Source organism: Notoacmeibacter marinus, from assembly GCF_002238045.1.
Lineage (GTDB): Bacteria > Pseudomonadota > Alphaproteobacteria > Rhizobiales > Rhizobiaceae > Notoacmeibacter > Notoacmeibacter marinus.
This window is the reverse complement of record NZ_NBYO01000001.1, coordinates 478,145-501,483: the sequence shown is the minus strand read 5'-3', so window position 1 is coordinate 501,483 and position 23,339 is coordinate 478,145. Positions and strand designations below refer to the sequence as shown.

Below are 23,339 nucleotides of genomic sequence, written 5' to 3'. Positions count from 1 at the left end.
GCGGTCGGGCCCGGGCTTGCCGCCGGCCCACTTTGCCGGCGGCGAACTCGAGCAACACGAAAAAGCCCGCCGAATCCGGCGGGCTTTTCTCATGTCGGGTCAGGAGAGTGGCGCTCGCGCTCAATTCGTCGCGGTAGCGTCGTGGTTCGGATCGGCATCCTCCGCCGCCAGTTCGCTCCAGCTGTTCTGCTGCTTCAGCATCGATTGCAGATAGGCGACATTGGCGTCGGCATCGGCCTGCGACAATTCGCGCCGGGCAATGGCGTGCGCCTCGTCGAAGCGGCCCTGCAGCCCGACGACGAGCGCATAGTTCTGCCGCACCCGGCTATCGGCGCCCGGCAGGCTCGCGGCCCGCTTCATATGGGTTTCGGCCGTGGCCAGTTCGCCTGTCAGAATGTAGCTCATGCCGAGATTGGAATGGATCGACGATTCGTTTGGCGCAAGATCGAGCGCCTTGCGGTAGAGGTTCCGCGCTTCGTCATGCTGACCCAGCTGATCGACGATTGCCGCCTCGGCGGAGATCAGCCGCCAGTTCGGATATTCCGGCGTCTGGGCGCGTCGGAGCGCCGGCAGCGCCTGGTCGAACTTGCCGTTTGCGGCGAGCGCCTTGGCGTATTCCGCCTGCACGCCGCGATCGTTGGGGTGCAGGATCACGGTTTTGCGCATCACCGCAAGAGACTGTTCGTTGCGGCCTTCCATGCGCAGCGCCGCAGCGTAGCGCAGGGCCGTTTCCCGGTCCTTCGTATCGCGTACATATTGTGCGCCGATCGTCCGCGCTGTGGTGCCGACCTGCGACTGCGTCATGCTGCTCGACATCGATTTGCTGGCCGAGCGACCCGGCTTGTTGGCGCAACCGGTAGCACCGGTCAGAAGAAGCGCGGCAACGCTGCAGGCGAGAAATGCGCGGAAAGGCTTGTGAATGTGAACCATGAAGCACCTTCGGGCGGGATCGGTAGCGACAAATGGCCGCTTTTCGCATCCAGAAGTATTCTGTTAACCCTAACGTCCCGTTAATGCCTCTTACCGAAACACCCGACCGCATCAGCCGAAGGATCGTACCGCAATGCCCGTCGAACTGTTCGCCCAGCCGAAGGCTGGCTCCCGGCCCGTTTACTGCATCGGCGAATCGAAAGGGGATAGCGCCGGACTGTCGGACCGTGCGCGCGCATGGATGATGGCAACGGACTACAAAGCAAAGGCTGGCGCGGTTCTGCTGGTGCCGGACGCCGATGGTGATGTCGAAAGCGCCGTCATCGCGTTGGGCGCTAAGCCGGAGGACGCGCTTTACGCCGGTGAGTTAGGCAAAGCGCTGCCGGAGGGCGACTGGCATTTCGAAGGCGCGCCAGCCCATGCGGACCTTGGCACGCTCGGCGCCGTCCTTGGCGGTTACGCCTTCACGGCCTATGGCAAGAAGCCTAGCCGCCGGATCGGGCTCGCTTGCCCGGCGGGGACGGATCGCGACGAGATCGAGCGGATCGCGCAGGGCTGTGCGCTGGCGCGCGATCTGATCAACACGCCAACCAACGATATGGGCCCGGAGGCGTTGGAACGGGTCGTTCGCCAGCTCGGCGAAAAATATGGCGCGGTCGTCCAGGTCATCACCGGCGATGCGCTGCTCGACCGTAATTTCCCGATGATCCACGCGGTGGGGCGCGCGAGCGCCGAAGCGCCGCGCCTGCTCGACCTGACATGGGGCGAAGAGGATGCACCGAAGGTGACGCTGGTCGGCAAGGGCGTCTGTTTCGACACGGGCGGCCTCGACATCAAGCCGGCGGCTTCCATGCTGCTTATGAAGAAGGATATGGGCGGCGCGGCGAACGTCATCGGCCTGGCGTCGATGATCATGGCGGCGAAACTGCCGGTGCGTCTTCGCGTCCTTATCCCCGCCGTCGAAAATTCCATTTCAGCCGATGCGTTTCGCCCGTCCGACATCCTGCCGAGCCGAAAGGGCATCACGGTCGAGATCGGCAACACCGACGCCGAGGGCCGGCTGGTGCTGGCCGATGCGCTGGCGCTGGCTGACGAGGAAGAGCCGCAAATGCTGATCGATATGGCGACGCTGACCGGCGCGGCGCGGGTCGCCCTCGGCCCGGAACTGCCGCCCTTCTTCACCGATGACGAGGCGCTGGCCGCCGATCTTGCCGACGCCTCAGCCAGGACCGCCGATCCGCTCTGGCGTTTGCCGCTCTACGCGCCCTATGCCGAGCGCCTGTCCAGCAAGGTCGCGGACACCAACAATGTGACGACCGACGGTTTCGCCGGCGCGATCACCGCCGCGCTGTTCCTGCAAAAATTCGTGGAGCGGGCCGAAAGCTGGGCGCATTTCGACATTTACGGCTGGACGAAATTCGCCAAGCCATGGGCGCCGGTCGGCGGCGAGGCGATGGGCATCCGCGCCATCGATCGCGTGTTGCGCCAGCGCTTCGGAGCGAACGGATGAACCTCGATCCGCGCCGCAACGCCTTTCGCGACGATCTGGCCGATGCGCGGCTGGAAGGGCAGGTGACGGCAAACCGTTTCGTCGCCGGCGAAGAGGCGCGCTGCATTGATCCCGTCGCCGATCTGCGCGCGGGCCGGGGCCACGACACGCCCATCGGCAGCCAGCTTCTGCTGGGCGAGCCGGTCCTTGTGTTCGAACGGCAGGGCGGCTGGGCCTGGGTCCAGAGCGCGCGCGATGGCTATGTCGGCTATGTCGGGGAGCGCGCGCTCGGTCCCGCCGATCCGCAGCCGACCCATCTGGTCAGCGCGGTGCGCACCTTTGCCTATGGGCAGCCGGAACTACGCAGCAAGCCCATGCGCACCCTGTCGCTCGGTTCGGAGGTGACGGTCACGGACGAGGTGGAGCAGCGCGGCAATCGCTACTTCATTCTGTCGACGGGCGAGGCGGTCTTCCACCGGCATCTGACGCCGCTCGGCGCGCCGCTGGCCGACGATTACGTCGCTATCGCCGAACGCCTGATCGAAACGCCCTATCTGTGGGGCGGCAATTCGGCCCTCGGGATCGACTGTTCGGGTCTCGTCCAGCTTGCCCTGCGTCTCGCCAGCAGGAGCGCGCCGCGCGACAGCGACATGCAGGCAGCGGAGATCGGCATGGAATTGCAGCAGGAACGGCTGCTGCGCCGCGGCGATCTGGTCTTCTGGAAGGGCCATGTCGGCATCATGGCTGACGAGCAAACGCTACTCCATGCCTCCGGCTACGCCATGGCCGTGGTGAAGGAGCCGCTCACCGATGCCGTTGAGCGGATCGGAAAGGCGTATGGTGAAGTGACGGGACGGCGGAGGGTTTGAGGCCAAGCGCCTGATGGCGAGTTATGAGCGGTAAGGAGAACGTCCGCTTGCAAGTGCGATAGGCCGAAAGCGGTCTTTCAGGTAGCGACCTCTGTTGATACAATGAAAAGGGAAATTTTTTGAGCTAGAACAGAAGCATCTATATCTATGATCGTTCCTGTTTCATGACGTCGAGAATGGTCCTTGTTGGGACTCTCGTAGCTTGTTTTCAATCTCAGCCGACCTGCGCATCTGAAGACCTGTCGCAGGATTGGTTTGATCTCTGGTCCCGGTGCCGTATCGCTATAGAGACTGGCACGGCAGTCGATGCAAACGGCCTCGATAATCTCGGCCTGAGAACACGAATAAAGGCACCTTTCAAGGTAGGAGAGTATATCGTACTGCCGGGTTACGAGTACGAAGAACAGAGCTGGGGAAGACCCGGAAGCGAATTCGTCATTCGTGAACGTGAATATCCGAGAGGAAACGGAAAGGTGGCTCGCATATGCGAGGTAAGTTTTCTTAAAGATGAGCACGGTTTAACGGATGCTAATCTCTCCGTCATAGTAAATACCTTTACAGAGGAGCGCGGCCGCCTAATCGAAATGGGAGGCTACGAAATTCGGAATCCTGATCCGATCTTCCCGGTGGCCGTCGGTGTTGGTCCAACGTCGAAGAACCAGAATAACTGTCAAGTGATCTCCTATCTTCAGTCCACGCCGGATCTCAACAACAAAGATGCATCTCGATTTTTCGTGTCAGGAACTGGCGAGCAGACCATACACAATGGTTGCGCCGGCCCATCGCTTTTGACGCCCAAAGGATACGATCCGACGGTCGAATGAAGAAGTTGACCGAAATCTTCCGGCAACCAACTTTAGATTTTCATAGTGTTCTATTGCAGCTGGTAGACGTTTGCTTCCCGTACTTTTGGGAAAGGCAATCGCCGTCCTGAATGGGGCGACAGCGATCAGACGGCCCGCTTCCGCGCGAACCAGTGCAGTCCCAGCATCAGGAACCCGTTGACGCAGGCGCCGCTGTCGATCAGCGCGATGGCCTCATCGATCGGTAGCGCGAAGGGGAAGGTCGCTTCGTGCTCGTCCTCGCCGGCGCGGTCGGGCAGTTTCGACGCATCGACCTCGGCGTAATAGAAATGCGCCAGTTCGGTGCAGATGCCCGGCGTCGGCATGGCATCGAAGAGATGGACGATGCGCGTGGCGTCCAGCCCGGTCTCTTCCTTCAATTCGCGGCGGACGCTCGTTTCGGCGTCTTCGCCGTCCTCGACGCCGCCGGCGACCAGTTCGACCAGATCGCCCTTTCCGGTCGCCAGATGCGCGGCCAGCCGATACTGGCGGATCAGGACGAGTTTGTCCGCCGCCGGATCGTGCGCGATGACACCGACCACGCGGCCCGCCATCAGAAGGTCGCGCGTTTCCTCATCGCTCCGCGAGCCGTCCGGCTCGGCATGGCGGTTGCGATAGCGGGCGAGCGTCCGGTAGCCTTCATGCAGAACGGTCTCGCCGGCGATCGTCGTTGCCGCCGCGCGGTCGCCTTCGGGCGTGCCGTCGCTCATTCGTTGACGACCGCGGCGTCGGTGGTGCGGATGTCGAAGGCGGCGGCAAGCAGCGCCTTGGTGTAATCGGTCTTCGGGTTCTCGAAGATCTCTTCGGCGGGGCCATATTCCACCACCTTGCCGAAGCGCATCACGACGACCTCGTTCGACAGCGCCCGGATCACCTTCAGATCGTGGCTGATGAAGAGATAGGCGAGGTTGTGCTTCTTCTGCAGGTCGCGCAGGAGATCGACCACCTGCGCCTGCACGCTCATGTCGAGCGCGCTGGTCGGCTCGTCCAGCATCACGAAGCGGGGCTCCAGCACCATGGCGCGGGCGATGGCGATGCGCTGGCGCTGGCCGCCGGAAAATTCGTGCGGATAGCGGAAGCGGGTGGCGGGGTCGAGCCCCACCTCTTCCAGCACGGCGACGACCTTTGCGTCGCGTTCCTCGCGACTGAGCTTCGGAAAGTGGATTTTCATCCCTTCCTCGATGATGTCGGACACGCTCATGCGCGGCGACAGGGAGCCATAGGGGTCCTGGAACACGATCTGCAGGTCCGAGCGCAGCGGCTTCATCTGCTTGAAGCCGTAATCGGAAATGCGGGTGCCGCCAAAATCGATCGTGCCGTCGGAGCGGATCATGCGCGCCAGCGCCAGGCCGAGCGTGGTCTTGCCGGAGCCGGATTCGCCGACAATGCCGAGCGTCTGGCCGGCCTTGACCGTCACGTCGATCCCGTCCACCGCCTTTACGTGATCGACGGTCTTGCGGAAGAAGCCTTCCTTGATCGGAAACCAGACCTTGATGTCATCGCCTTTCATGACCGTCTTGGCGGTCGGATCGGCCTTGGGCGGTCGGCCCTTCGGCTCGGCGGCGAGAAGGTGCTGCGTATAGGCGTGCTGCGGGTCTTCGAAAATCGCTCGCGTTGGCCCTGTTTCCACGATCTTGCCATCCGTCATCACGCAGACTCGGTCGGCGATCTTTCGCACGATGCCGAGATCGTGGGTGATGAACAGCATGCTCATGCCCTGCTTCTCTTTCAGATCGGCGAGCAGTTCGAGGATCTGCGCCTGCACGGTCACATCGAGCGCCGTGGTCGGCTCGTCGGCGATCAGCAGTTTCGGCTTGTTGGCGAGCGCCATGGCGATCATAACGCGCTGCCGCTGGCCGCCGCTCAGCTGATGCGGATAGGCGTCGAGACGCTTTTCCGGCTCGCGAATGCCCACCTGATGCAGCAGTTCGAGCGTCCGTTCGGCGGCCTGCTTGTCGCCCATGCCCTGATGCAGCGTCAGCGTCTCGCCGATCTGCCGCTCGATCGTATGGAGCGGATTGAGCGAGGTCATCGGCTCCTGGAAAATCATGGAAATGTCGTCACCCCGGACTTGCCGGAGGTGCGGCTCCTTCGCCGTCAGCAGATCGGTGCCCTCGAACAGGATTTCACCCGAGGGATGGCTGGCCGACGGGTAGGGCAGGAGTTTCAACACCGAATTGGCGGTCACGCTCTTGCCGGAGCCGGATTCGCCGACCAGCGCGACGGTCTCGCCCTGGCCGATGTCGAAGCTCACATGATCGACCGCGATGGAGGTCTTGCCGCCCTGATGGAAGGCGACGGACAGATCGCGGATGGAGAGGAGGGGGGCGGTCATTTCTCTTCTCATTTGAACGTCCTGCGCGGATCGAAGGCATCGCGCGTCGCTTCGCCGATAAAGATCAGCAGCGATAGCATGATGGAGATGACCGCGAAGCCGGACAGGCCCAGCCAGGGCGAACCCGGATATTGCTTGCCCTGCGCCAGCATTTCGCCGAGCGATGGCGAGCCGGGCGGCAGGCCGAAGCCGAGGAAGTCGAGGCTGGTCAGCGTGGTGATCGAGCCGTTCAGGATGAAGGGCAGGAAGGTCAGCGTGGCGACCATGGCGTTGGGCAGCAGGTGCCGCCACATGATGGTGCGGTTGGAGACGCCGAGCGCCCGCGCCGCATTCACATATTCAAAATTGCGCGCGCGCAGAAATTCGGCCCGCACGACGCCGACAAAGGCCACCCATGAGAACAGCAGCATGATCCCGAGCAGGATCCAGAAGCCCGGCGGCAGCACGGCGGCAATGATCAGCAGCAGATAGAGAACGGGAATCGACGTCCAGATTTCGATGAAGCGCTGGAAGATGAGGTCGATCCAGCCGCCATAATAGCCCTGAACGGCGCCGGCGCCGACGCCGATCACGCCGGAGAAAAGCGTCAGGATCAGCCCGAACAGAACCGAGATGCGGAAGCCGTAGATCGAGCGGGCGAGCACGTCGCGGCCCTGATTGTCGGTGCCGAGCCAGTTCCAGTTGCCGAGCCGGCACTGCGTATCGTCCACCCCGTTCGGGTAGAGCTTGCAACGCGTCTCTTCGTCATAGAGCCAGGACGGTTTGGCCGGTGTGCCTTCGGGAATTTCGCGATTCACCGTCTGGTAGCTGTAGCGGATGGGCGGCCAGACCATCCAGCCATTGGCTTCGATCTCCTCGGCGATGAAGGGATCCCGATAGTCGGTCTCGGCGTAGAAACCGCCGAACTTCTCCTCCGGATAGTCGATCACGACGGGAAAGAGCAGTTCGCCCTGATAGGACGCCATGATCGGCCGGTCATTGGCGATCAGTTCAGCGCCGAGCGATAGCACGAACAGAACCAGGAAGATCCAGAGCGACCAGTAGCCGCGCCGGTTGGCCTTGAAATTCTGCCATCGCCGCTGATTGAGCGGCGACAGAAACGGCCGCTGGGCGGCGCGGGCCTTCTCGACTTCCTCATAGACTAGATCGGTATCGGTCATGCCACGTCCCTCCGCTCGAAATCGATACGGGGGTCGACCCAGGTATAGGTGAGGTCGGAGATCAGGCTGACGAGCAGGCCGATCAGGCTGAAGATGAAGAGATTGGCGAAGACGACCGGGTAGTCGCGGTTCAGAATGCTCTCATAGCCGAGCAGGCCCAGCCCATCGAGCGAGAAAATCTGTTCGATCAGCAGCGAACCGGTGAAGAACGCGCTGATGAAGGCGCCCGGAAAACCGGCCACGATGATGAGCATCGCGTTGCGGAACACATGGCCGTAGAGCACCTGGCGTTCGGTGAGCCCTTTGGCTCGTGCGGTGGTGACATATTGTTTTCGTATCTCGTCCAGAAAACTGTTTTTTGTCAGCAGCGTCGTGGTGGCGAATGCGCTGAGCACCATGGCCGTCAGCGGCAGGGTGAGGTGCCAGAAATAATCGACGATCTTCATCGGCCAGGAAAGCTGGTCCCAATTGTCCGATGTCAGCCCGCGCAGGGGGAAGAGATCGAGAAACGATCCGCCGGCGAACAGCACGACCAGCAGCACGGCGAACAGAAAGCCGGGAATGGCGTAGCCGACGATGACGATCGCGCTTGTCCATGTATCGAAGGTCGTGCCGTCCTTCACCGCCTTGCGGATGCCGAGCGGAATCGAGATGGCGTAGGATATGAGTGTCAGCCACAGCCCGAGCGAGACGGAAACCGGCATTTTCTCGATGATCAGGTCGATGACCTTCACGTCGCGGAAATAGCTCTCGCCGAAATCGAAGCGCACATAATCCCAGAGCATGCCGGCGAACCGCTCATACCACGGCTTGTCGAAGCCGAACTGTCGTTCCAGATCGGCGATAAATTCCGGATCGAGGCCTTGGGCGCCACGGTATTTCCCCCCGACATCGCCCCCGCCGTCGAAGCTCTGGCTGCCCCCGGCCATATCGCCGCCGCCGCCGGAGAGGCGGTCCATCGCTCCGTCGGCCTGGCCGGTCACACGGGCGATGACCTGTTCCACCGGCCCGCCGGGCGCGAATTGCACCACGGCGAATGCCACGGCAATGATTCCGAAAAGTGTCGGGATCATCAGCAGCAGACGCCGCAGAATATAAGCTCCCATGCCTGCCTTTATTCTCCGTCTTTTCCGCCAGCCTTAAGGCTCGACCCGTTCGAATGCGAAATGCCGATTTTCTGGGCCTTCGCCTCATCCCACCACCATAGGGCTTCGACCGCGAAACCGTAAGGCGGCTTTTCCCCATAGCCGAAGACATCCCAATGGGAAATGCGGTGCGTGGGCGAGGACCAGTTCAGAACCCAGTCCTGCCGATGGCGCATGATCCGGTCGAGCGCGCGGAGCGCGGCTCGCAAATCGTCGCGGCTCTTCGCCTTTCCTGCTGCCTCGATTATCGCATCGACCGCCGGGCTGGATGTGCCGGCCAAATTGCGTGTGCCCTTGGCTGTCGCCGCACGGCTACCGAAGATCTGCCCGATGCCGTCGTCGTTCGGCGTAGCGCCATGATTGAGGTTCTGCATCGCCATGTCGAAATCATAGTCGCGGACGCGCCGTTCATAGAGGGTTGGCTCGATCAGCCGGACCGAAGCGTCGACGCCGATACGCCGTAGGGTCTGACTGTAAGGCTGCATGATGCGGACCAGGCCCTGTTGGTCGGTCAGCAATTCGACCGAGAGCGGCCGCCCATCGTCGCCGATCACCAGACCGTCACTACCCCGTTGCCAGCCGGCCTCAGCGAGAAGGCGCGCCGCCTCCCGAAGCTTGGAGCGATCCTGCCCCGAACCATCGGAAGCGGTCGGCATTGGCGGAGTCTCGAAAATACCGTCCGGCAATTTGGCAGCGAAAGGCTCCAGTAAGGCGCGCTCCGCATCGCTGGCCGCTCCCTCCGCGGCAAACTCCGAACCGTGGAAATAGGAAATCGTCCGCTCATATTGGCCGAAGAAGAGTTGCCGGTTCATCCATTCGAAATCGAAGCAGAGGTCGAGCGCCTGACGTGTGCGAAGATCGTCGAACTTCTCGCGCCGTCGGTTGATCGCTATGCCCTGGAAGCCGCCGACTTCCTCCTGGGGCACTTCGCGCTTGATCACACGGCCATCGTTCAGGGCCGGAAAATCGTATTGTTGTGCCCAGCGTTGCGCGGAAAACTCCTCGCGATAGAGGGTCTCGCCCTTCTTGAAGCTCTCGAAGGCCGGCGCGTGGTCGCGGAACGTCTCCAGCCGGATGGTGTCGAAGTGGTAGAGCCCGCGGCGGACCGACAGATCGGCGGCCCAGTAATCGCGCACGCGGTCATATTCGATGAACGTACCGGCCCGCATTCGACCGACGCGATAGGGGCCGCTGCCGAGCGGCGCGACCAGTTGGGACCCGTCATAAGGATGGTTGTCCCAAAAGGCTTTCGAGACGACGGGCATGGCCGCCGCCGAAAGGATCATCCGTTCATTCTGTACGCCGGAGAAAACAAGGTCGACTTCGTCGTCGCCCTTGGCCTCGATGCCAGCCAATTGCACGAGCGATGAGGAGAAATAAGGGTGCGTCGACGAATCCTGCCATCGTTCGTAGCTGTCCGCGACGTCGGCTGCCGTCACCCGCGTTCCATCATGGAACCGGGCTTCCGGTCGCAATTTGAAACGGTACCGCTTCCCGTCGTCCTCGACCGTGACGCTTTCGGCGAGCAGACCGTAGACGGAATCCGGCTCGTCGAGCGCACCCGCCATCGTATGGACCGGAGCCGGTGTCATCAGGCTGTCATAGGTCAGTTCGAGCCGGGGCGCGCCGATGCCGCGCAGCACGAACATGTTCAGCGTGTCGAAGCCGCTGGAACTTTGGTTGCCGATCCAGTTCGGCGCCTGAAACGAGATGCGCCCGCCCTTTGGCGCCTCGGGGTTGGCGTAGTCGAAATGCGTGAAATCCGGCCCGTATTTCAGTTCGCCGAACGCCGACAGACCGTGGAGCGATACGCCTCGCGGCGTTTCGGCAAAGAGGCGACGTGGCAGAAGAGGCGCTGCGGCCAATGCCACAGCGCCGGCTAGCACGGAGCGGCGATTGGCACCGGACATGTCAAAATCAGCCATCCGTCGGCGGCTCCGGCGGTTCGGGCAGATCGTCCAGCCCGGCGGCAATGATCCTTGCCCATTCCTTGTCTTCCCACCAAACGGTAGGAAAGCCGACGGAGAACTCCGGCAGTGGATCAGGGCCGGTGATCCGTTTCCAGACGACGAGCCGGTCATACGGATAGTAGATTTGCGGAATGACGTAGTGGTGATGCAGAAGCGCGCGGTCGAGCGCCTTTGTGGCAGCGACCAGGTGCTCGCGGGTCTCCGAAAAGATCACTTCGTCGATCAGCGCGTCGATGCCGGGGTCTGAAATACCGGCAAAATTTCGCGAACCCGGCGAATCCTTCGATCCGCTACCCCACATCTCGCGCTGTTCATTGCCGGGAGAAAGGGATTGGCCCCAGGCGGCGATGATCATGTCGTAATCGAAATTGCGCCGTCGTTCCAGATAGGCGTTCGGCTCCATCTGCCGCAGCGAGACATCGACGCCGATACGTCGGAGTGACTGCTGTAGTGGAATGATCGACCGCGACGAAGCTTCGGTGGCATAGAGGATTTCGAACGTGAACGGCTCGCCGGTCTGCGTATCGACAAGGCGGCGGTCGCGCAGTTCGTATCCGGCCTTCTTGAAGAGGTCGAGCGCCATGCGGAGGTTCTTGCGCATCGCGCTGTTCGAACCGCCTATTGGATTGGTGTAGACCTCGTTGAAGACCGTTTCGGGCAGCTTGTCGCGGTGCTCCTCGAGGATGTCCAGTTCCATGCCTTCGGGTAGGCCCGAAGAGGCCAGTTCGGTGCCCGAGAAATAGCTTTCCGGCCGCAGATAGAGGTTTTGGTAGATGGTGCGGTTCAGCGTCTCGAAATCGAAGGCGTAATTGATCGCGCGCCGGACCAGCGGGTCCTGAAATTTCCTGCGTCGCATGTTCGGCACGAAGGCCTGCATCACGCCGGAGGCCTTGTCGGGCACAGTCATCAGATCGACATAGCCCTTCCGCCGCGCCGGAAAAAGATTGTCGGTATAGGCTGTCGTCCAGGTTGTCGCGCTATTTTCGGCGCGGAAATCCAGATCGCCAGCCTTGAGCGCCTGAATCATCGCGACACTGTCGCGGAAATACTCATAACGGATCCGGTCGAAATTGTTGGAACCGACATTTACCGGCAGGTCTTCGCCCCAGTAATCCTCGACCTTCTCATAGGTGATCGACTGGCCCGCGCTGAAAGCGCCGATACGGTAGGGGCCGCTTCCAAGCGGGGGCTTTAGCGTGGTCGCCGTGATGTCGCGGGTTTCGCCATTGGCGTCTTCGCCTTCCCACCAATGTTGCGGCAGAACCAGAATCTCGCTGACAATATGCGGCAGTTCCCGATTGCCGCGCTCGTTGAAGAGAAAGGTCACCTCGCCTGGCGCGCTCTCGACTGCTTCGACAACGTTGGCAAAGTAGAACTTATAAAGCGGATTGAGTTCCGTCAGCTTGGCAAGACTCCAGACAACGTCGCTGACCTTGACCGGTTCGCCATCGTGCCATCTCGCCTTCGGGTTCAGCTTCAGCGATACCCAGGAGAAGTCCTCCGGATATTTGATGGCAGTGGCCAGAAGGCCGTACATGGCCGAGACGTCCGCCTCATCGAGCGCCCGCATGAAGAGCGTCTCATACATCAGGCCAAGTCCGGCGCCGACCTCGCCCTTCGGGATGATGGGATTGAAGCTGTCGAAACTGCCGAGCGAGCCCTGCCGCACGATCCCGCCCTTTGGCGCGTTCGGGTTGACGTAGTCGAACCGTTCGAAGCCTTCCGGATACTTCGCTTCGCCCAGAAGGGTCGTGGCGTGATGCCATGGCAGCGCTTCGCGAATGTCGGCGGCCGGGAGTTTCGGATCGGGAATGGCCACGGCCTGTGCTTTCACGACCGATGGCAGGCCGAATGCGGCCAAAGAGGCGAGGCCGCATCCTCCGGCCATCAGCAGCGCTCGGCGATCAAGCATCATCCTCGTCATGCGGTCGCCGATATGGCCGTTTTCACGCTGCCGTCGTTCCGTCATGCATTCACTCCCTGACCATGAAATCCGCCGCCGTTCCCTTTGGAACGGTGTCCGATCGGTCTTCGACACCAGCAATAAGGGAGGGCAGACGGGTCCAATGGCAACAAAAAAGCCGGCCAGAAGCCGGCTTTTTCATGGTGTCTGCATGACAAAGCGGAAAGGTAGCCGCTGTCATCGGCCGCAAATGCATCCGCTCAGTTGGCCTGTTGCCGTCGCAGAAGCTCTTCTTCGGTCAACGTTTCGCCCTCGGTCGCAGCGGGCGTATCGGTTGAGGAACCGCTGCCGGTCGTCGTGTCCGCGTCGGGCTCTGCGGGAGCTTCGCTCTCGGTTCCTGTCGGTGCGGCGCTCTCGGTTTGAGGAGCGGTATTGTCGGTCGACGTCGCGTCCTCAGTGCCAGCCTCGTCGCCACTCGTCGTCGGCTCGGTTTCGTTCAGCGCTTCGCCGGTGCCCTCGACTGCGGTCGGCGCCTGATCGGCAGGTCCGGTTTCCGAAGACGGAGCCGCGTCGGTGGTGGTTTCGGCAGGTGTGGCGCCCGCCGGATCGCCCGCGCCATCGGCGGGTGCCGCGCTCTCGGCCTGAGGCTGGGCCTCGGCCTCCATCGCGCCTTCGGCCTTTGCACCGGCTTCTTCACCAGCAGCATCTTCCTCTGCCTCCGGCTCAGGCAGCGGCTTGGGGCTGGACGACTGCTCGTTCATCCAGGCGATGAGATTGGCGCGGTCGGAATCCTTTTTCAGCCCGGCAAAGCCCATGGCCGTTCCCGGCACTTCATCCTTGGGCTTCAGAAGAAACGCGTTGAGCGGTTCGAAATCCCACTCGCCGACTTCGCCGGCATAAGTATTCATCGCTTCGGAGTAAGAAAACCCGTCCTTGGCGGCGATGGCGCCGCCGACAACGCCGTAGAGGTTCGGACCGACCTTGTTGGCCCCACCCTCATCGATCGAGTGGCACGATGCGCATTTCTTGAACACGCTCTCGCCGGCGGCCGGGTCTGCGCTCGCCATAAGCGTTGCGATGGAAACGGTCTCGGCTTCGCCGCCGCCAGCGGCTCCGCTTTCTGCCTCTTCGGCCACCTCGATGGCAAAGCCTGCCTGCTCCGGCACTTCTTCATGGAAGATGGCGTCCGATATCAGGCCGATCGAGAAAACGACAAACACTGCGGCCAGAAGGCCACCGACGATCTTGTTCAGTTCAAAAGAGTCCATGAAACTCCAGGCTCCTAGAAGGTCGTTCCCGCAACAGATCACGCGGTCCGATACCGCCAACCCTTCCGATCGTTCCCCCGAAAGGCATTGCGAGCAAGCCGGTTGGGCTTGTTCCGGACCGCCCCGGCCCGGTTCGCGGCGGAAACTATGTCTTTTGCCTGCCCCTTGCAACACATATAAGGACCGCGCCGCGCCGACATTGGTCGAAGGCGCGCTCACCTTGTGGAAAGGTTGCTCGATATGACATCCATGGCTCTGATACCGGCGCGCCTTGCCGCGAATCGTCTGCCGGGCAAGCCGCTTGCCGATATTTGCGGTCGGCCCATGATCGTTCATGTCGCCGAACGCACCGCAGCCGCCGGGCTAGGCCGGGTCGTCGTGGCCACCGACGACGACGATATTCGTACCGCAGTCGAGAGTGCCGGGTTCGAGGCCGTGATGACCGCCGTCGATCACCCGTCCGGCTCCGACCGCATCTTCGAGGCTCTCGAGAGGCTCGACCCGAAGCGCAAGGTCGAGATCGTCGTCAACGTTCAGGGCGATCTGCCGACCCTCGATCCCGCCATCGTACGGAGCGCCGTCGATCTGCTCGATGATGGCGACGTCGCGATAGGCACGCTTGGCGCGCGTATCACCGATGCGGCTGAAATGGACAATCCGAACGTCGTGAAGATCGTCGGCAGCCCGATGAGCGACACGCGCCTGCGGGCACTCTATTTCACGCGCGCCACCGCGCCTTGGGGGGAGGGGCCGCGCTATCATCATATCGGGCTCTATGCCTATCGCCGCGAAGCGCTGGCGCGGTTCGTCGGCATGCCGCCCTCGCCGCTGGAAGAGCGCGAGAGGCTGGAGCAGCTGCGCGCTCTCGAGGCGGGAATGCGAATCGACGCCGCCATCGTGGACGATATGCCGCTTGGCGTTGACACGCCGGCCGATCTGGCCGAAGCCCGCCGCCGCATGGCAGACGCTGGCAGAGGGTAGGGCGGATGGATCAGAGACAGGGCCGCATTTCGTTCCAGGGCGAAAAGGGAGCCAATTCCGACAAGGCGTGCCGGGAAATGTATCCGAATATGGAGCCCGTTCCCTGCCCGACCTTCGAGGAAGCGTTTCAGGCGGTGGAGAGTGGTGCTGCCGATCTCGCCATGATTCCCATCGAAAACACGATTGCCGGTCGCGTGGCCGATATTCATCACCTCCTGCCCAATTCGCGGTTGCAGATCGTCGGCGAGTGGTTTCTGCCGATCCGGTTCCAGCTGATGGCGCTGCCGGGTACATCGATGGAAGACATTCGAACCGTTCACAGCCATATCCACGCGCTTGGTCAGTGCCGCAACATCATCCGGACGAATGGCTGGACGCCCATGGTTGCCGGAGATACGGCAGGCGCTGCGCGCGAAGTGCGCGACAGTGGCGAGCGAAACCGTGCCGCACTCGCGCCGGCCCTGGCGGCCGAGCTTTACGGTCTCGATATTCTGGCGCGCGATGTTGAGGACACGCATAACAATGTGACCCGCTTCGTCGTTCTTTCGGCGGATGGAGAGGCGGTCGAGCGACAGGACGATGCGGCTATTATGACGACATTCGTCTTTCGGGTGCGCAACATTCCGGCGGCACTCTACAAGGCGATGGGCGGGTTCGCGACCAATGGCGTCAACATGACCAAACTGGAGAGCTATCAGCTCAACGGCCGTTTCTTCGCCACCCAGTTCTACGCCGATATCGAAGGCCATCCGGACGATGAGAATGTCGCCTTAGCGCTGGAAGAACTCGACTTCTTCTCCGACGAGTTGAACATTCTGGGCGTCTACAAGGCGCACCCGAGCCGCAAGGATCTGATGGCTGGCCTCGGTCTGGAAGAGAACGATACGCTTCCTGTGTAGTTGCGCTTCGGCCTTCAGCTTTTTGGCACGGTGAGATCGACCCAGTCGGCTATCAGCCGCGCGGCGATCGCCCCACGTGGCGGTGCGGAAGCTTGACCGGGTGGTGCGGGCTCGCTGCGTTGATAGGCAGGCCGGCGCGCCAGAACCTCGTTCACTTCGTCGCGCTCGAACCAGCGGCAATCGGCCAGTTCGGCTTCATCGAAGCGAATCTCCGACGAGAGCGCCTCGCCGAAAAAGCCCATCATGAGCGTGTGCGGCATCGGCCATGGTTGGCTGGCGTGATAACGGACCGCACCGACCGCGATACCGGATTCCTCAAGGACTTCGCGTCGCACCGTATCTTCCAGCGTTTCGCCGTGCTCGACGAATCCGGCCAGGCACGAATACATCCCCTCCGGAAAATGCGCGCTGCGGCCCAGAAGCGCCCGCTCACCGTCCGTGACGAGCATGATCGCAACTGGATCGATGCGCGGAAAGACTTCGCGCCGGCAGGACGTGCAGGCGCGTTTTATACCGCCGCCGAGGATTTCGGTCCGGCTGCCGCAGGCGCTGCAATGGCCATGCGTGCCGTGCCAGTTGAGAAGCGAGCGCGCCTGACCGACCGCGCCTTCGTCTTCGGGCGAAAGCAGTCCCTGCGCGTAAAGGGAGCGGACGTCGATGGCCTTGTAGGGCTCGGCCGGATCGTCAGCGCCTTCGGGCGTCTGAACCGCATGGCGCGGCGTCCCGCCAGCCCAGCCCAGAAGGAGGTGCTGCGTATGGCCCTCCGGCGCCAGTTGGCCAGTCCGATCGCGTGATTGCCAGGGCGAACCCAAGGGATCGAAAAGCAGCCGGCCCTCATGGTTGAAGACGAGAGTAAGGGCATCCGGATCGTCCAGCGCCTCAACCACGATCTCCGGCGTCCGGTACTCCGAACGCCGCTCGATCGGATTGCGCGAAAAGCCGGTCTGCCGGCTCGCTTCCGAAGCCGGCCAGAAAGTGTCAGGAAGAAGGCTCAATTCTGAGTCAGTCGCTGTTTGAGTTTTTCACAAAAGGCGAGGCGTTCCTGCGGTTCGTACGGCTCCCGGACACCGTAGCCCCATACCGGGCCGGGCCAGTTCGGGTCGCCCGCATTTCTGGCGATGATGTGGTAGTGGAGCTGGGAGACGATATTACCGAGCGCGCCGCGATTGATCTTGTCGCAATCGCTCATCGCGCAGAGCGCTTCCGCCACTTCATTGGCTTCGAACGTCATCATGGTCTGGTCGAGTGGTGTCAGTTCATGCAGTTCGGTCATGCCGTTCCGCTGGGGGATGAGAACGACCCATGGCCAGCGCTTATCGTCGATCAGCCGCAATTCGCAAAGGCCGAGCCAGCAGATCGGATGGCTGTCGGCCTCGAGCGTCCGGTCGATCTCAAAGCTGCTGTGCCGGTTGAAAGTCAGCATGAACGGTCCCCTCTTCGCGTGGCATTGAAGCGTGAACTATGGGTCGGATGCAAGGCGTCCATCATGGCAAAACGCTTTTTGTCGGCGAAATCGCCTGTGCGAACTTGCAAACCTCCTGCGGATTGCTGATATGGACCTCGGGAGGCTGGTGGTGGACGCACCACTCGCCAACCGGGTCAGGTCCGAGAGGAAGCAGCCCTAACGAGGTTCCGGCGCGGGTCATCGTGCCAGTCTCCCACCGTTCTTTCCCTTTCGTTTCAGGTAATGATCACATACCCGACCTCCGTGCTCTTGACGGCGGACGGCCCGGTCCATTTGATGGCCGCCGCAGCAAAGAGGAATTGGCCGAAGCGATGAGTGACCTGCCGGAATTGAGTCAGCAGACCGGCCAGGATGAGAACTACCGTGTTCTGGCACGCAAATACCGCCCGCGCGACTTCTCCGACCTGATCGGCCAGGAGCCGATGGTCCGTACGCTCACCAATGCGTTCAAGACCGGACGAATCGCACAGGCGTGGATGCTCACCGGCGTGCGCGGCGTCGGCAAGACGACGACCGCCCGCATCCTCGCTCGCGCATTGAATTACGAGACGGAGACGGTCGATAAGCCCTCCATCGAATTGCCGGAAATGGGCGTGCATTGCCAGGCCATCATGGAAGGCCGGCATGTCGATGTGATCGAGATGGACGCCGCCTCGCACACCGGCATCGACGATATTCGCGAGATCATCGAGCAGGTGCGCTACGTGCCGGTCTCCGCACGCTACAAGGTCTTCATCATCGATGAAGTGCACATGCTGTCGACGGCAGCCTTTAACGGGCTGCTGAAAACGCTGGAGGAGCCGCCCCCCCACGTCAAATTCGTTTTCGCGACGACAGAGATTCGCAAAGTGCCGGTGACGATCCTGTCGCGTACGCAGCGCTTCGACCTGCGCCGCGTCGATGCCGGTACGCTGGTCCGGCACCTGGAAAAGATCGCCGCGCTGGAAAAGGTCGAAATCGAGCCCCAGGCGCTCGCCATGGTGGCGCGGGCGGCGGAAGGTTCGGTCCGCGACAGCCTCTCCATTCTCGATCAGGCGATTGCGCACGCTGCCGGCACGGTGGAGGCGGAGACCGTGCGCTCCATGCTGGGCCTTGCCGACCGCGCGCGTATCATCGATCTGTTCGAACATCTGATGAGCGGCGATCTGCCGACGGCGCTCGGCGAGTTCCGAAGCCAGTACGATTCCGGCGCCGACCCGGCGGTGATTCTGACCGATCTGGCCGAGTTCACTCATCTGGTCACCCGCCTGCGCTTCGTGCCGGAGGCCGCCGACGACGCTTCTCTTTCGGAAGAGGAGCGCGAGCGCGGCACCGCCTTCGCCCAGCGCATGAGTGTGCGCGCCATGAGCCGCGCATGGCAGATGCTGCTGAAGGGGATCGCCGAGGCGCAGAGCGCCTTTCGACCCGTCGCGGCTGCCGAGATGGTGCTGATCCGCATCGCTCATGCTGCCGACCTTCCCAATCTGGACGACGCCATCCGCATGGCGCAGGCCGCTGCCGAGAATGGCGCGTCTGGCTCATCTTCCTTGGGTGGCAATGGCGGCGGCGGTGCGCGGGCCATGGCGGGGGGCGGCGGTGCGGTGGCGTCCGGCCAGCCGGCGACCGCTCAGGCCGAAGCGCGGCCGGCCCCGACGATGCGCCTTGTCGCCAGTCAGCCCGCGCCGACCCCGCGGCAGGAACTCATCGCGCAACCGGACCCGGAAGAGGAGCGGAAATTCACCCCGCTCGCCTCGCTCGCCGACATCGTGAAATTGGCCGAAACGCGCCGTGATCCCGTTTTTCGTGGCAATGTAAAGCGTTTCGTCCGCCCCGTTTCCTTCGGGCCGGGCCGCATTTCCGTGCAACTCGATGCCGGCGCACCGGCCACCCTCGTCTTCGATATGCAGAACAAGCTGCACGAATGGCTGGGTGAGCGCTGGACCATATCCACCAGCCGCGAGGGTGGCGGCCGGACGCTGGCCGAGGAGGAACAGTCCGCCCGCGAAAGTGCCCTGGACGAAGCCGCGCTGGACCCGACGGTTGCCGCCATTCTGAAGAGCTTTCCTGGCGCCAGGATCGTCGATGTGCGAATGCCCGAAAGCGAACTGGCCGACGAACTGGACGAAATCGACGCCGATGCCGCCGCGCAGGCGGCAATCGATGCCGGTTTCGACGATGAGGACGATTTCGAGACCTAGTCGGTGTGCCGCACTGGCGGATCGATGGCCGGTTCTCTATCTGCCAGACGAAGAGACCAGTGAAACGGAGCGTAACGCAATGAAGGACCTGATGGGCCTGATGAGCAAGGCCAAGGAAATGCAGGCCAGGATGGCCGAGCTTCAGGAAGAGGTCGAAGCCATGGAAGTGGCCGGCGCGTCCGGCGGCGGTTTGGTTTCGGTCACGCTGAGTGGCAAGGGCGATCTGAAGGGCCTCTCGATTGATCCCTCCCTGATGAAGGAGGGCGAGGGCGAGATCCTAGAGGACCTGATCGTGGCCGCCCACGCCGATGCCCGCATGAAGCTGGAAACGGCCATGGCCGAAAAGACCCAGTCCATGACCGCCGGCCTAGGCCTGCCGCCTGGCATGGGCGGCGGCAAGTTCCCGTTCGGCTAGGAACGGGAAACCTTCGTTCTAGACCAGCACCCGCTGCATCAGGATCGCCGGGAAGGGCGTGCTTTCGCCGAGCATGACCGTCACCTCCTGCACCCGATCGAAGCCGTGTCGTTCGTAGAACGCTTCGGCCGGCAGCGAGGAAAAGCACTGAAGCCGCGTCATGCCCGCTTCCATCGCGTCTTCCACGCAACGCGCCAGAATGGCGCTGCCGACGCCGGTGCGCATCTGGCCAGGCTCGGTGGCGAAATGGCGCACATGGCCGGTCGCCGCCACCCGGTCCCCCGTGCCGGGCGTGGCATGGCTCCAACCGCCGCATCCGACAATGCGCCCATCGGACAGCGCCTTGAAATAACGCCCGCTTTCCAGCAGCCGTGTGTCGATCCGCAGCATGGCCGGCAGAGCGTTTTCCAGAATGTCCGGCTCGTACCAGCCGGGATAGACCTCCGCATAGCAACGGCCGATCAATGATTCCAAAGCGTCCCGGTCCTCGACACCGGCCACTTCGATTGCCACATCCACTCCCATGAGCCCCTCATTTCGCCTCTGGTGCTTGGCGAATCATAGCGCTTCCTGCAGGACAGTTCCATGAGCGGACGACGCATTGCCGGCCCTGAAATTGAAAAATTGATCCAGCTCCTGGCGCGTGTGCCGGGACTTGGTCCGCGTTCGGCGCGCCGCGCCGCGCTGCAGATGATCAAGAAAAAAGATCAATTGATGGGGCCGCTCGCCGAAGCGCTGGCGCTGGTCCATGAGCGCGTCGTGGTCTGCTCCATTTGCGGCAACGCCGATACGTCCGATCCCTGCGCCATCTGCGCCGATCCGCGCCGGCAGACCGGCACGATCATCGTGGTCGAAGAGGTCGCCGACCTCTGGGCGCTGGAACGTGCGGCCGCCATGTCGAACGTCCTCTACCATGTGCTCGGCGGCGTCCTGTCACCGCTCGATGGCATTGGGCCGGACGATCTGTCGATCGCTTCGCTGATTGATCGCGTCCAGGCGGGCGGGGTCTCGGAAGTCATTCTGGCGGTCAATGCGACGGTCGAGGGACAGACCACCGCACATTATATCACCGACCGGCTGTCGGGCTTCGACCTGACCGTGACGCGCCTGGCCCATGGCGTGCCCGTCGGGGGCGAACTAGACTATTTGGACGATGGAACACTGGCCGCCGCGCTGAAGAGCCGCACGAAGTTCTAGGATTCCATCGGTCCCTCTCCCGCGATAGTCTGCATTGAGAATCGAAGGAGATGACCATGACTACCGACTGGAAACTGCCCTGGAAAGCCCATTGCCGTTGCGGCGCGGTGGAGATGACGATCTCGGCGCAGCCGCTGCTGACCATGGCCTGCCATTGCCGGGGTTGCCAGAAGATGAGCGCGAGCGCCTATTCGTGCTCCATGGCCGTGCCAACTGACGGATTCGCCGTCGATGGGCCTGCCCGCGACACGCGCGAGGCGGAAGGCGAGGGCGGGTATACCCACAATTTTTGCCCGAAATGCCATAGCTGGATCTTTACCGAATTTCCGCCGGAGATGGGTTTTGTCAATCTGCGCGCGACCATGCTCGACGATCCATCCTGGTTCGCGCCTTTCGTCGAGACACAGACGGCAGAGAAACTGCCCTTCGCCGAAACCGGCGCGCCGCATTCCTTCGAACGGTTTCCGCAGATGGAGGAGATGATGCAGCTGGTTCAGCGCTACGCCGCCGAAGGGGCGAAGCCTGCATGATGATGAGGATGGTCCCGATCCGGGCGATTGGCCTTCTTGTCGGGGCCATCTTATTTGCCGGTGGAGCCAGCGCTCAGGATCGCACCGCCGTGGAGCGTCAGTTCCAATCGTGGTTGCAATCGGACATCTGGCCAGCGGCGCGGGCGAAGGGCGTTTCGCGCCAGGCCTTCGAATCCGCTTTTCGCGGCGTCTCGCTGAACTGGAAACTGCCGGACCTCGTGCCGCCAGGTAGCAGGCGGCAGACACCCAAGAAACAGCGCCAGGCCGAGTTCGGCTCACCCGGCAAATATTTCAACCGCGGTTCTGTCGATGGCGCCACGGCGGTCGGACGGCAGATGGCCAAAACCCATGCCCGAACGCTGGCCGCAGTGGAGCGGACTACTGGCGTGCCGGGGCGCATCATCCTTGCCATTTGGGGTCGAGAGAGCGGTTATGGACGCGTAGCGATTCCGCATAATGTCTTCGAGGTGCTCGGCACCAAGGGCTTCATGGCGACGCGGGCCGATTATTTCCGTCGTGAACTGATCGCTGCTTTGCAGATCGCCGAGGCCGGCCATGCGCCGGAAGCGGCGATGAAGAGTTCTTGGGCTGGCGCGCTTGGCCAGCCGCAATTCATGCCCACGAACTTTCTGAATCACGCAGCGGACGGCGATGGCGACGGCCGCGCAGACATCTGGCGGTCGGAAGCCGACACGATTGCCTCGATCGGCAATTATCTGCGCCATTTCGGTTGGGTGCCGGGCCGCGACTGGGGCTACGAGATCGCGCTGCCGGCCAATGTGTCCTGCACGCTGGAGGGGCCGGATCGCGGCCGCCCGCTCGCTGATTGGGAGGCGATGGGAATTGCTCGCGTCTCCGGCAAGCCCTTTCCCGATGTCGAGCGCAGGGGCGAGATGTTCCTGATGCTGCCGGCGGGGCGCAACGGTCCGGCCTTTCTGGTGACGCCGAATTTTTACGTCATCAAGGACTACAATGAGAGCGATCTCTACGCGCTTTTCGTCGGCCATGTCGGTGACCGCATCCAGTATGGCGTGGGCGATTTCGCGGCGGGTTGGGGCGCCGTCGGCGGGCTCTACCGCTCGGACATCGCCGTGATGCAGCGCGCGCTCGAACGCGAAGGTAAGGATGTCGGCGGCGCGGACGGCCTGCCCGGCTTCAAGACGCGCCGCGAGATCGGCTCTTGGCAGGAGCGCAATGGCGAGCGCGCCACCTGCTTCCCGACGAAGGCGATGATGGGACGGCTGCGTTAGGGACCGCTCCCGCAATTCATCGGTTCGGCCGGGGCGGCCCGACCCCGTTCGCGGCGCTACCCAGTAACAGATTTTGATATCAGGCCGACGGATCGACCTTTTTCGGATTGCCGGTTCCCATATCGGTGCCGATATAGGGGCGCTTGGCGTCCTTCCATTTGGCGAAGCCGCCGTCGAGATGGGCGATCCGTCCACCGAGCTTGGCGAGATACTGCTTGGCAACACGCTCGGAGCGCAGGCCGGAGCCGCAATGGAGAACGATCCGCTTGCCCTCCTGGCTCGGCAGATCGGCCCCGTCGACGAATGCCATCGGTGCATTCAACGCACCTTCGATATGTTCGAACAGATATTCCTGTGGCGTGCGCACATCGATCAGCACGATGGATCGGTCCGCGAACGCCTCGGCCAGTTCGTCGACGGTCCAGTGCTCGAACACACCATTGTCCAGCTTTTCTTCTTTCATTTCCATCTCCCGGAAGCAGGATCATTACATTCGCCGAAGCAGATATGTCGA

Annotated in this window: 22 protein-coding genes and 1 other RNA gene; 11 read left to right on the top strand and 12 right to left on the bottom strand. The window is 62.5% G+C overall.

All coding sequences use genetic code 11. The features are described from left to right. Window positions 1-120: 120 nt before the first annotated feature. Window positions 121-930: a tetratricopeptide repeat protein gene (locus tag B7H23_RS02300; protein ID WP_094075773.1), complete on the bottom strand. Its 810-nt coding sequence runs from the start codon at window positions 928-930 to the stop codon at window positions 121-123. A 133-nt stretch (window positions 931-1,063) separates the two neighbouring features. Here B7H23_RS02300 and B7H23_RS02295 point away from each other — a divergent pair, with 133 nt between their 5' ends. From B7H23_RS02295 to B7H23_RS15805, 3 genes are all read left to right on the top strand, one after another. Continuing rightward, window positions 1,064-2,440: a leucyl aminopeptidase family protein gene (locus tag B7H23_RS02295; RefSeq protein WP_094075772.1), complete on the top strand. Its 1,377-nt coding sequence runs from the start codon at window positions 1,064-1,066 to the stop codon at window positions 2,438-2,440. Next, window positions 2,437-3,288, top strand: coding sequence for a C40 family peptidase (locus B7H23_RS02290; protein ID WP_094075771.1), 852 nt, complete (start codon window positions 2,437-2,439; stop codon window positions 3,286-3,288). The genes B7H23_RS02295 and B7H23_RS02290 overlap by 4 nt, the downstream gene beginning before the upstream one ends. Window positions 3,289-3,452: 164 nt before the next feature. Continuing rightward, window positions 3,453-4,112: a hypothetical protein gene (locus B7H23_RS15805; RefSeq protein ID WP_143534710.1), complete on the top strand. Its 660-nt coding sequence runs from the start codon at window positions 3,453-3,455 to the stop codon at window positions 4,110-4,112. A gap of 125 nt (window positions 4,113-4,237) precedes the next feature. Here B7H23_RS15805 and B7H23_RS02280 read toward each other — a convergent pair whose 3' ends face one another. From B7H23_RS02280 to B7H23_RS02250, 7 genes are all read right to left on the bottom strand, one after another. Further along, a complete protein-coding gene (locus B7H23_RS02280) occupies window positions 4,238-4,840 on the bottom strand; it encodes an NUDIX domain-containing protein (RefSeq protein ID WP_094075769.1) in 603 nt (200 codons plus the stop codon). Beyond that, window positions 4,837-6,465 carry an ABC transporter ATP-binding protein gene (locus B7H23_RS02275; protein ID WP_094075768.1) on the bottom strand — a complete coding sequence of 543 codons (1,629 nt, stop codon included), beginning with the start codon at window positions 6,463-6,465 and terminating at the stop codon, window positions 4,837-4,839. The genes B7H23_RS02280 and B7H23_RS02275 overlap by 4 nt, the downstream gene beginning before the upstream one ends. Before the next feature lie 8 nt (window positions 6,466-6,473). Then, on the bottom strand, window positions 6,474-7,625 hold the full coding sequence (locus B7H23_RS02270) for an ABC transporter permease (protein WP_094075767.1): 1,152 nt from the start codon (window positions 7,623-7,625) through the stop codon (window positions 6,474-6,476). Continuing rightward, window positions 7,622-8,731, bottom strand: a complete 1,110-nt coding sequence (locus tag B7H23_RS02265; RefSeq protein WP_094075766.1) for a microcin C ABC transporter permease YejB — start codon at window positions 8,729-8,731, stop codon at window positions 7,622-7,624. The genes B7H23_RS02270 and B7H23_RS02265 overlap by 4 nt, the downstream gene beginning before the upstream one ends. An 8-nt stretch (window positions 8,732-8,739) precedes the next feature. Further along, on the bottom strand, window positions 8,740-10,695 hold the full coding sequence (locus tag B7H23_RS02260) for an extracellular solute-binding protein (protein ID WP_240534944.1): 1,956 nt from the start codon (window positions 10,693-10,695) through the stop codon (window positions 8,740-8,742). Continuing rightward, window positions 10,688-12,655 (bottom strand): extracellular solute-binding protein, encoded by a 1,968-nt coding sequence (locus tag B7H23_RS02255; protein ID WP_094076820.1) that lies wholly within the window; start codon window positions 12,653-12,655, stop codon window positions 10,688-10,690. Before B7H23_RS02255 ends, B7H23_RS02260 begins: the two co-directional genes overlap by 8 nt. Window positions 12,656-12,903: 248 nt before the next feature. Beyond that, a complete protein-coding gene (locus B7H23_RS02250) occupies window positions 12,904-13,911 on the bottom strand; it encodes a c-type cytochrome (protein ID WP_094075765.1) in 1,008 nt (335 codons plus the stop codon). Window positions 13,912-14,151: 240 nt separating this feature from the next. On the opposite strand from B7H23_RS02250, the gene B7H23_RS02245 reads away from it, so the two are divergent. Further along, on the top strand, window positions 14,152-14,892 hold the full coding sequence (locus tag B7H23_RS02245) for a 3-deoxy-manno-octulosonate cytidylyltransferase (RefSeq protein WP_094076819.1): 741 nt from the start codon (window positions 14,152-14,154) through the stop codon (window positions 14,890-14,892). Window positions 14,893-14,897: 5 nt separating this feature from the next. Next, the gene (locus B7H23_RS02240; RefSeq protein ID WP_094075764.1) at window positions 14,898-15,791 is read left to right on the top strand and encodes a prephenate dehydratase; all 894 of its coding nucleotides are present in this window, start codon (window positions 14,898-14,900) and stop codon (window positions 15,789-15,791) included. Window positions 15,792-15,805: 14 nt separating this feature from the next. Here the strand turns inward: B7H23_RS02240 and nudC are convergent, their stop codons facing one another. Together nudC and B7H23_RS02230 are read right to left on the bottom strand one after the other, a co-directional pair. Then, window positions 15,806-16,786, bottom strand: coding sequence for an NAD(+) diphosphatase (gene nudC / locus B7H23_RS02235; RefSeq protein WP_094075763.1), 981 nt, complete (start codon window positions 16,784-16,786; stop codon window positions 15,806-15,808). After that, window positions 16,783-17,214, bottom strand: a complete 432-nt coding sequence (locus B7H23_RS02230) for an HIT domain-containing protein (protein WP_094075762.1) — start codon at window positions 17,212-17,214, stop codon at window positions 16,783-16,785. The genes nudC and B7H23_RS02230 overlap by 4 nt, the downstream gene beginning before the upstream one ends. Before the next feature lie 140 nt (window positions 17,215-17,354). Here B7H23_RS02230 and ffs point away from each other — a divergent pair. From ffs to B7H23_RS02215, 3 genes are all read left to right on the top strand, one after another. Further along, an RNA gene (ffs, locus tag B7H23_RS02225) (signal recognition particle sRNA small type) lies at window positions 17,355-17,453 on the top strand. Window positions 17,454-17,567: 114 nt separating this feature from the next. Further along, entirely contained in the window at window positions 17,568-19,433 is a 1,866-nt protein-coding gene (locus B7H23_RS02220) for a DNA polymerase III subunit gamma/tau (RefSeq protein WP_173861869.1), read from the top strand. 79 nt (window positions 19,434-19,512) lie between these two features. Continuing rightward, window positions 19,513-19,848, top strand: coding sequence for a YbaB/EbfC family nucleoid-associated protein (locus tag B7H23_RS02215; protein WP_094075760.1), 336 nt, complete (start codon window positions 19,513-19,515; stop codon window positions 19,846-19,848). A gap of 18 nt (window positions 19,849-19,866) precedes the next feature. On the opposite strand, the gene B7H23_RS02210 is transcribed toward B7H23_RS02215, so the two are convergent. Further along, window positions 19,867-20,373: a GNAT family N-acetyltransferase gene (locus B7H23_RS02210; protein WP_094075759.1), complete on the bottom strand. Its 507-nt coding sequence runs from the start codon at window positions 20,371-20,373 to the stop codon at window positions 19,867-19,869. Window positions 20,374-20,433: 60 nt separating this feature from the next. On the opposite strand from B7H23_RS02210, the gene recR reads away from it, so the two are divergent. From recR to B7H23_RS02195, 3 genes are read left to right on the top strand one after another with little or no spacing between them, the layout of a single operon-like run. Continuing rightward, window positions 20,434-21,045: a recombination mediator RecR gene (gene recR / locus B7H23_RS02205; RefSeq protein ID WP_094075758.1), complete on the top strand. Its 612-nt coding sequence runs from the start codon at window positions 20,434-20,436 to the stop codon at window positions 21,043-21,045. 56 nt (window positions 21,046-21,101) lie between these two features. Continuing rightward, entirely contained in the window at window positions 21,102-21,575 is a 474-nt protein-coding gene (locus B7H23_RS02200; protein WP_420814457.1) for a GFA family protein, read from the top strand. After that, window positions 21,572-22,825 carry a lytic murein transglycosylase gene (locus tag B7H23_RS02195; protein WP_094075756.1) on the top strand — a complete coding sequence of 418 codons (1,254 nt, stop codon included), beginning with the start codon at window positions 21,572-21,574 and terminating at the stop codon, window positions 22,823-22,825. The genes B7H23_RS02200 and B7H23_RS02195 overlap by 4 nt, the downstream gene beginning before the upstream one ends. A gap of 79 nt (window positions 22,826-22,904) precedes the next feature. On the opposite strand, the gene B7H23_RS02190 is transcribed toward B7H23_RS02195, so the two are convergent. Further along, a complete protein-coding gene (locus B7H23_RS02190; RefSeq protein ID WP_094076818.1) occupies window positions 22,905-23,288 on the bottom strand; it encodes a rhodanese-like domain-containing protein in 384 nt (127 codons plus the stop codon). Between the last annotated feature and the right edge of the window lie 51 nt (window positions 23,289-23,339).

Excerpts from the sequence above, each read along its gene's own strand:
- B7H23_RS02300 (WP_094075773.1), bottom strand. The coding sequence starts at position 930 with ATGGTTCACATTCACAAGCCTTTCCGCGCATTTCTCGCCTGCAGCGTT.
- B7H23_RS02295 (WP_094075772.1), top strand. The coding sequence starts at position 1,064 with ATGCCCGTCGAACTGTTCGCCCAGCCGAAGGCTGGCTCCCGGCCCGTT.
- B7H23_RS02290 (WP_094075771.1), top strand. The coding sequence starts at position 2,437 with ATGAACCTCGATCCGCGCCGCAACGCCTTTCGCGACGATCTGGCCGAT.
- B7H23_RS15805 (WP_143534710.1), top strand. The coding sequence starts at position 3,453 with ATGACGTCGAGAATGGTCCTTGTTGGGACTCTCGTAGCTTGTTTTCAA.
- B7H23_RS02280 (WP_094075769.1), bottom strand. The coding sequence starts at position 4,840 with ATGAGCGACGGCACGCCCGAAGGCGACCGCGCGGCGGCAACGACGATC.
- B7H23_RS02275 (WP_094075768.1), bottom strand. The coding sequence starts at position 6,465 with ATGACCGCCCCCCTCCTCTCCATCCGCGATCTGTCCGTCGCCTTCCAT.
- B7H23_RS02270 (WP_094075767.1), bottom strand. The coding sequence starts at position 7,625 with ATGACCGATACCGATCTAGTCTATGAGGAAGTCGAGAAGGCCCGCGCC.
- B7H23_RS02265 (WP_094075766.1), bottom strand. The coding sequence starts at position 8,731 with ATGGGAGCTTATATTCTGCGGCGTCTGCTGCTGATGATCCCGACACTT.
- B7H23_RS02260 (WP_240534944.1), bottom strand. The coding sequence starts at position 10,695 with ATGGCTGATTTTGACATGTCCGGTGCCAATCGCCGCTCCGTGCTAGCC.
- B7H23_RS02255 (WP_094076820.1), bottom strand. The coding sequence starts at position 12,655 with ATGATGCTTGATCGCCGAGCGCTGCTGATGGCCGGAGGATGCGGCCTC.
- B7H23_RS02250 (WP_094075765.1), bottom strand. The coding sequence starts at position 13,911 with ATGGACTCTTTTGAACTGAACAAGATCGTCGGTGGCCTTCTGGCCGCA.
- B7H23_RS02245 (WP_094076819.1), top strand. The coding sequence starts at position 14,152 with ATGACATCCATGGCTCTGATACCGGCGCGCCTTGCCGCGAATCGTCTG.
- B7H23_RS02240 (WP_094075764.1), top strand. The coding sequence starts at position 14,898 with ATGGATCAGAGACAGGGCCGCATTTCGTTCCAGGGCGAAAAGGGAGCC.
- B7H23_RS02230 (WP_094075762.1), bottom strand. The coding sequence starts at position 17,214 with ATGCTGACTTTCAACCGGCACAGCAGCTTTGAGATCGACCGGACGCTC.
- B7H23_RS02220 (WP_173861869.1), top strand. The coding sequence starts at position 17,568 with ATGAGTGACCTGCCGGAATTGAGTCAGCAGACCGGCCAGGATGAGAAC.
- B7H23_RS02215 (WP_094075760.1), top strand. The coding sequence starts at position 19,513 with ATGAAGGACCTGATGGGCCTGATGAGCAAGGCCAAGGAAATGCAGGCC.
- B7H23_RS02210 (WP_094075759.1), bottom strand. The coding sequence starts at position 20,373 with ATGGGAGTGGATGTGGCAATCGAAGTGGCCGGTGTCGAGGACCGGGAC.
- recR (WP_094075758.1), top strand. The coding sequence starts at position 20,434 with ATGAGCGGACGACGCATTGCCGGCCCTGAAATTGAAAAATTGATCCAG.
- B7H23_RS02200 (WP_420814457.1), top strand. The coding sequence starts at position 21,102 with ATGACTACCGACTGGAAACTGCCCTGGAAAGCCCATTGCCGTTGCGGC.
- B7H23_RS02195 (WP_094075756.1), top strand. The coding sequence starts at position 21,572 with ATGATGATGAGGATGGTCCCGATCCGGGCGATTGGCCTTCTTGTCGGG.
- B7H23_RS02190 (WP_094076818.1), bottom strand. The coding sequence starts at position 23,288 with ATGAAAGAAGAAAAGCTGGACAATGGTGTGTTCGAGCACTGGACCGTC.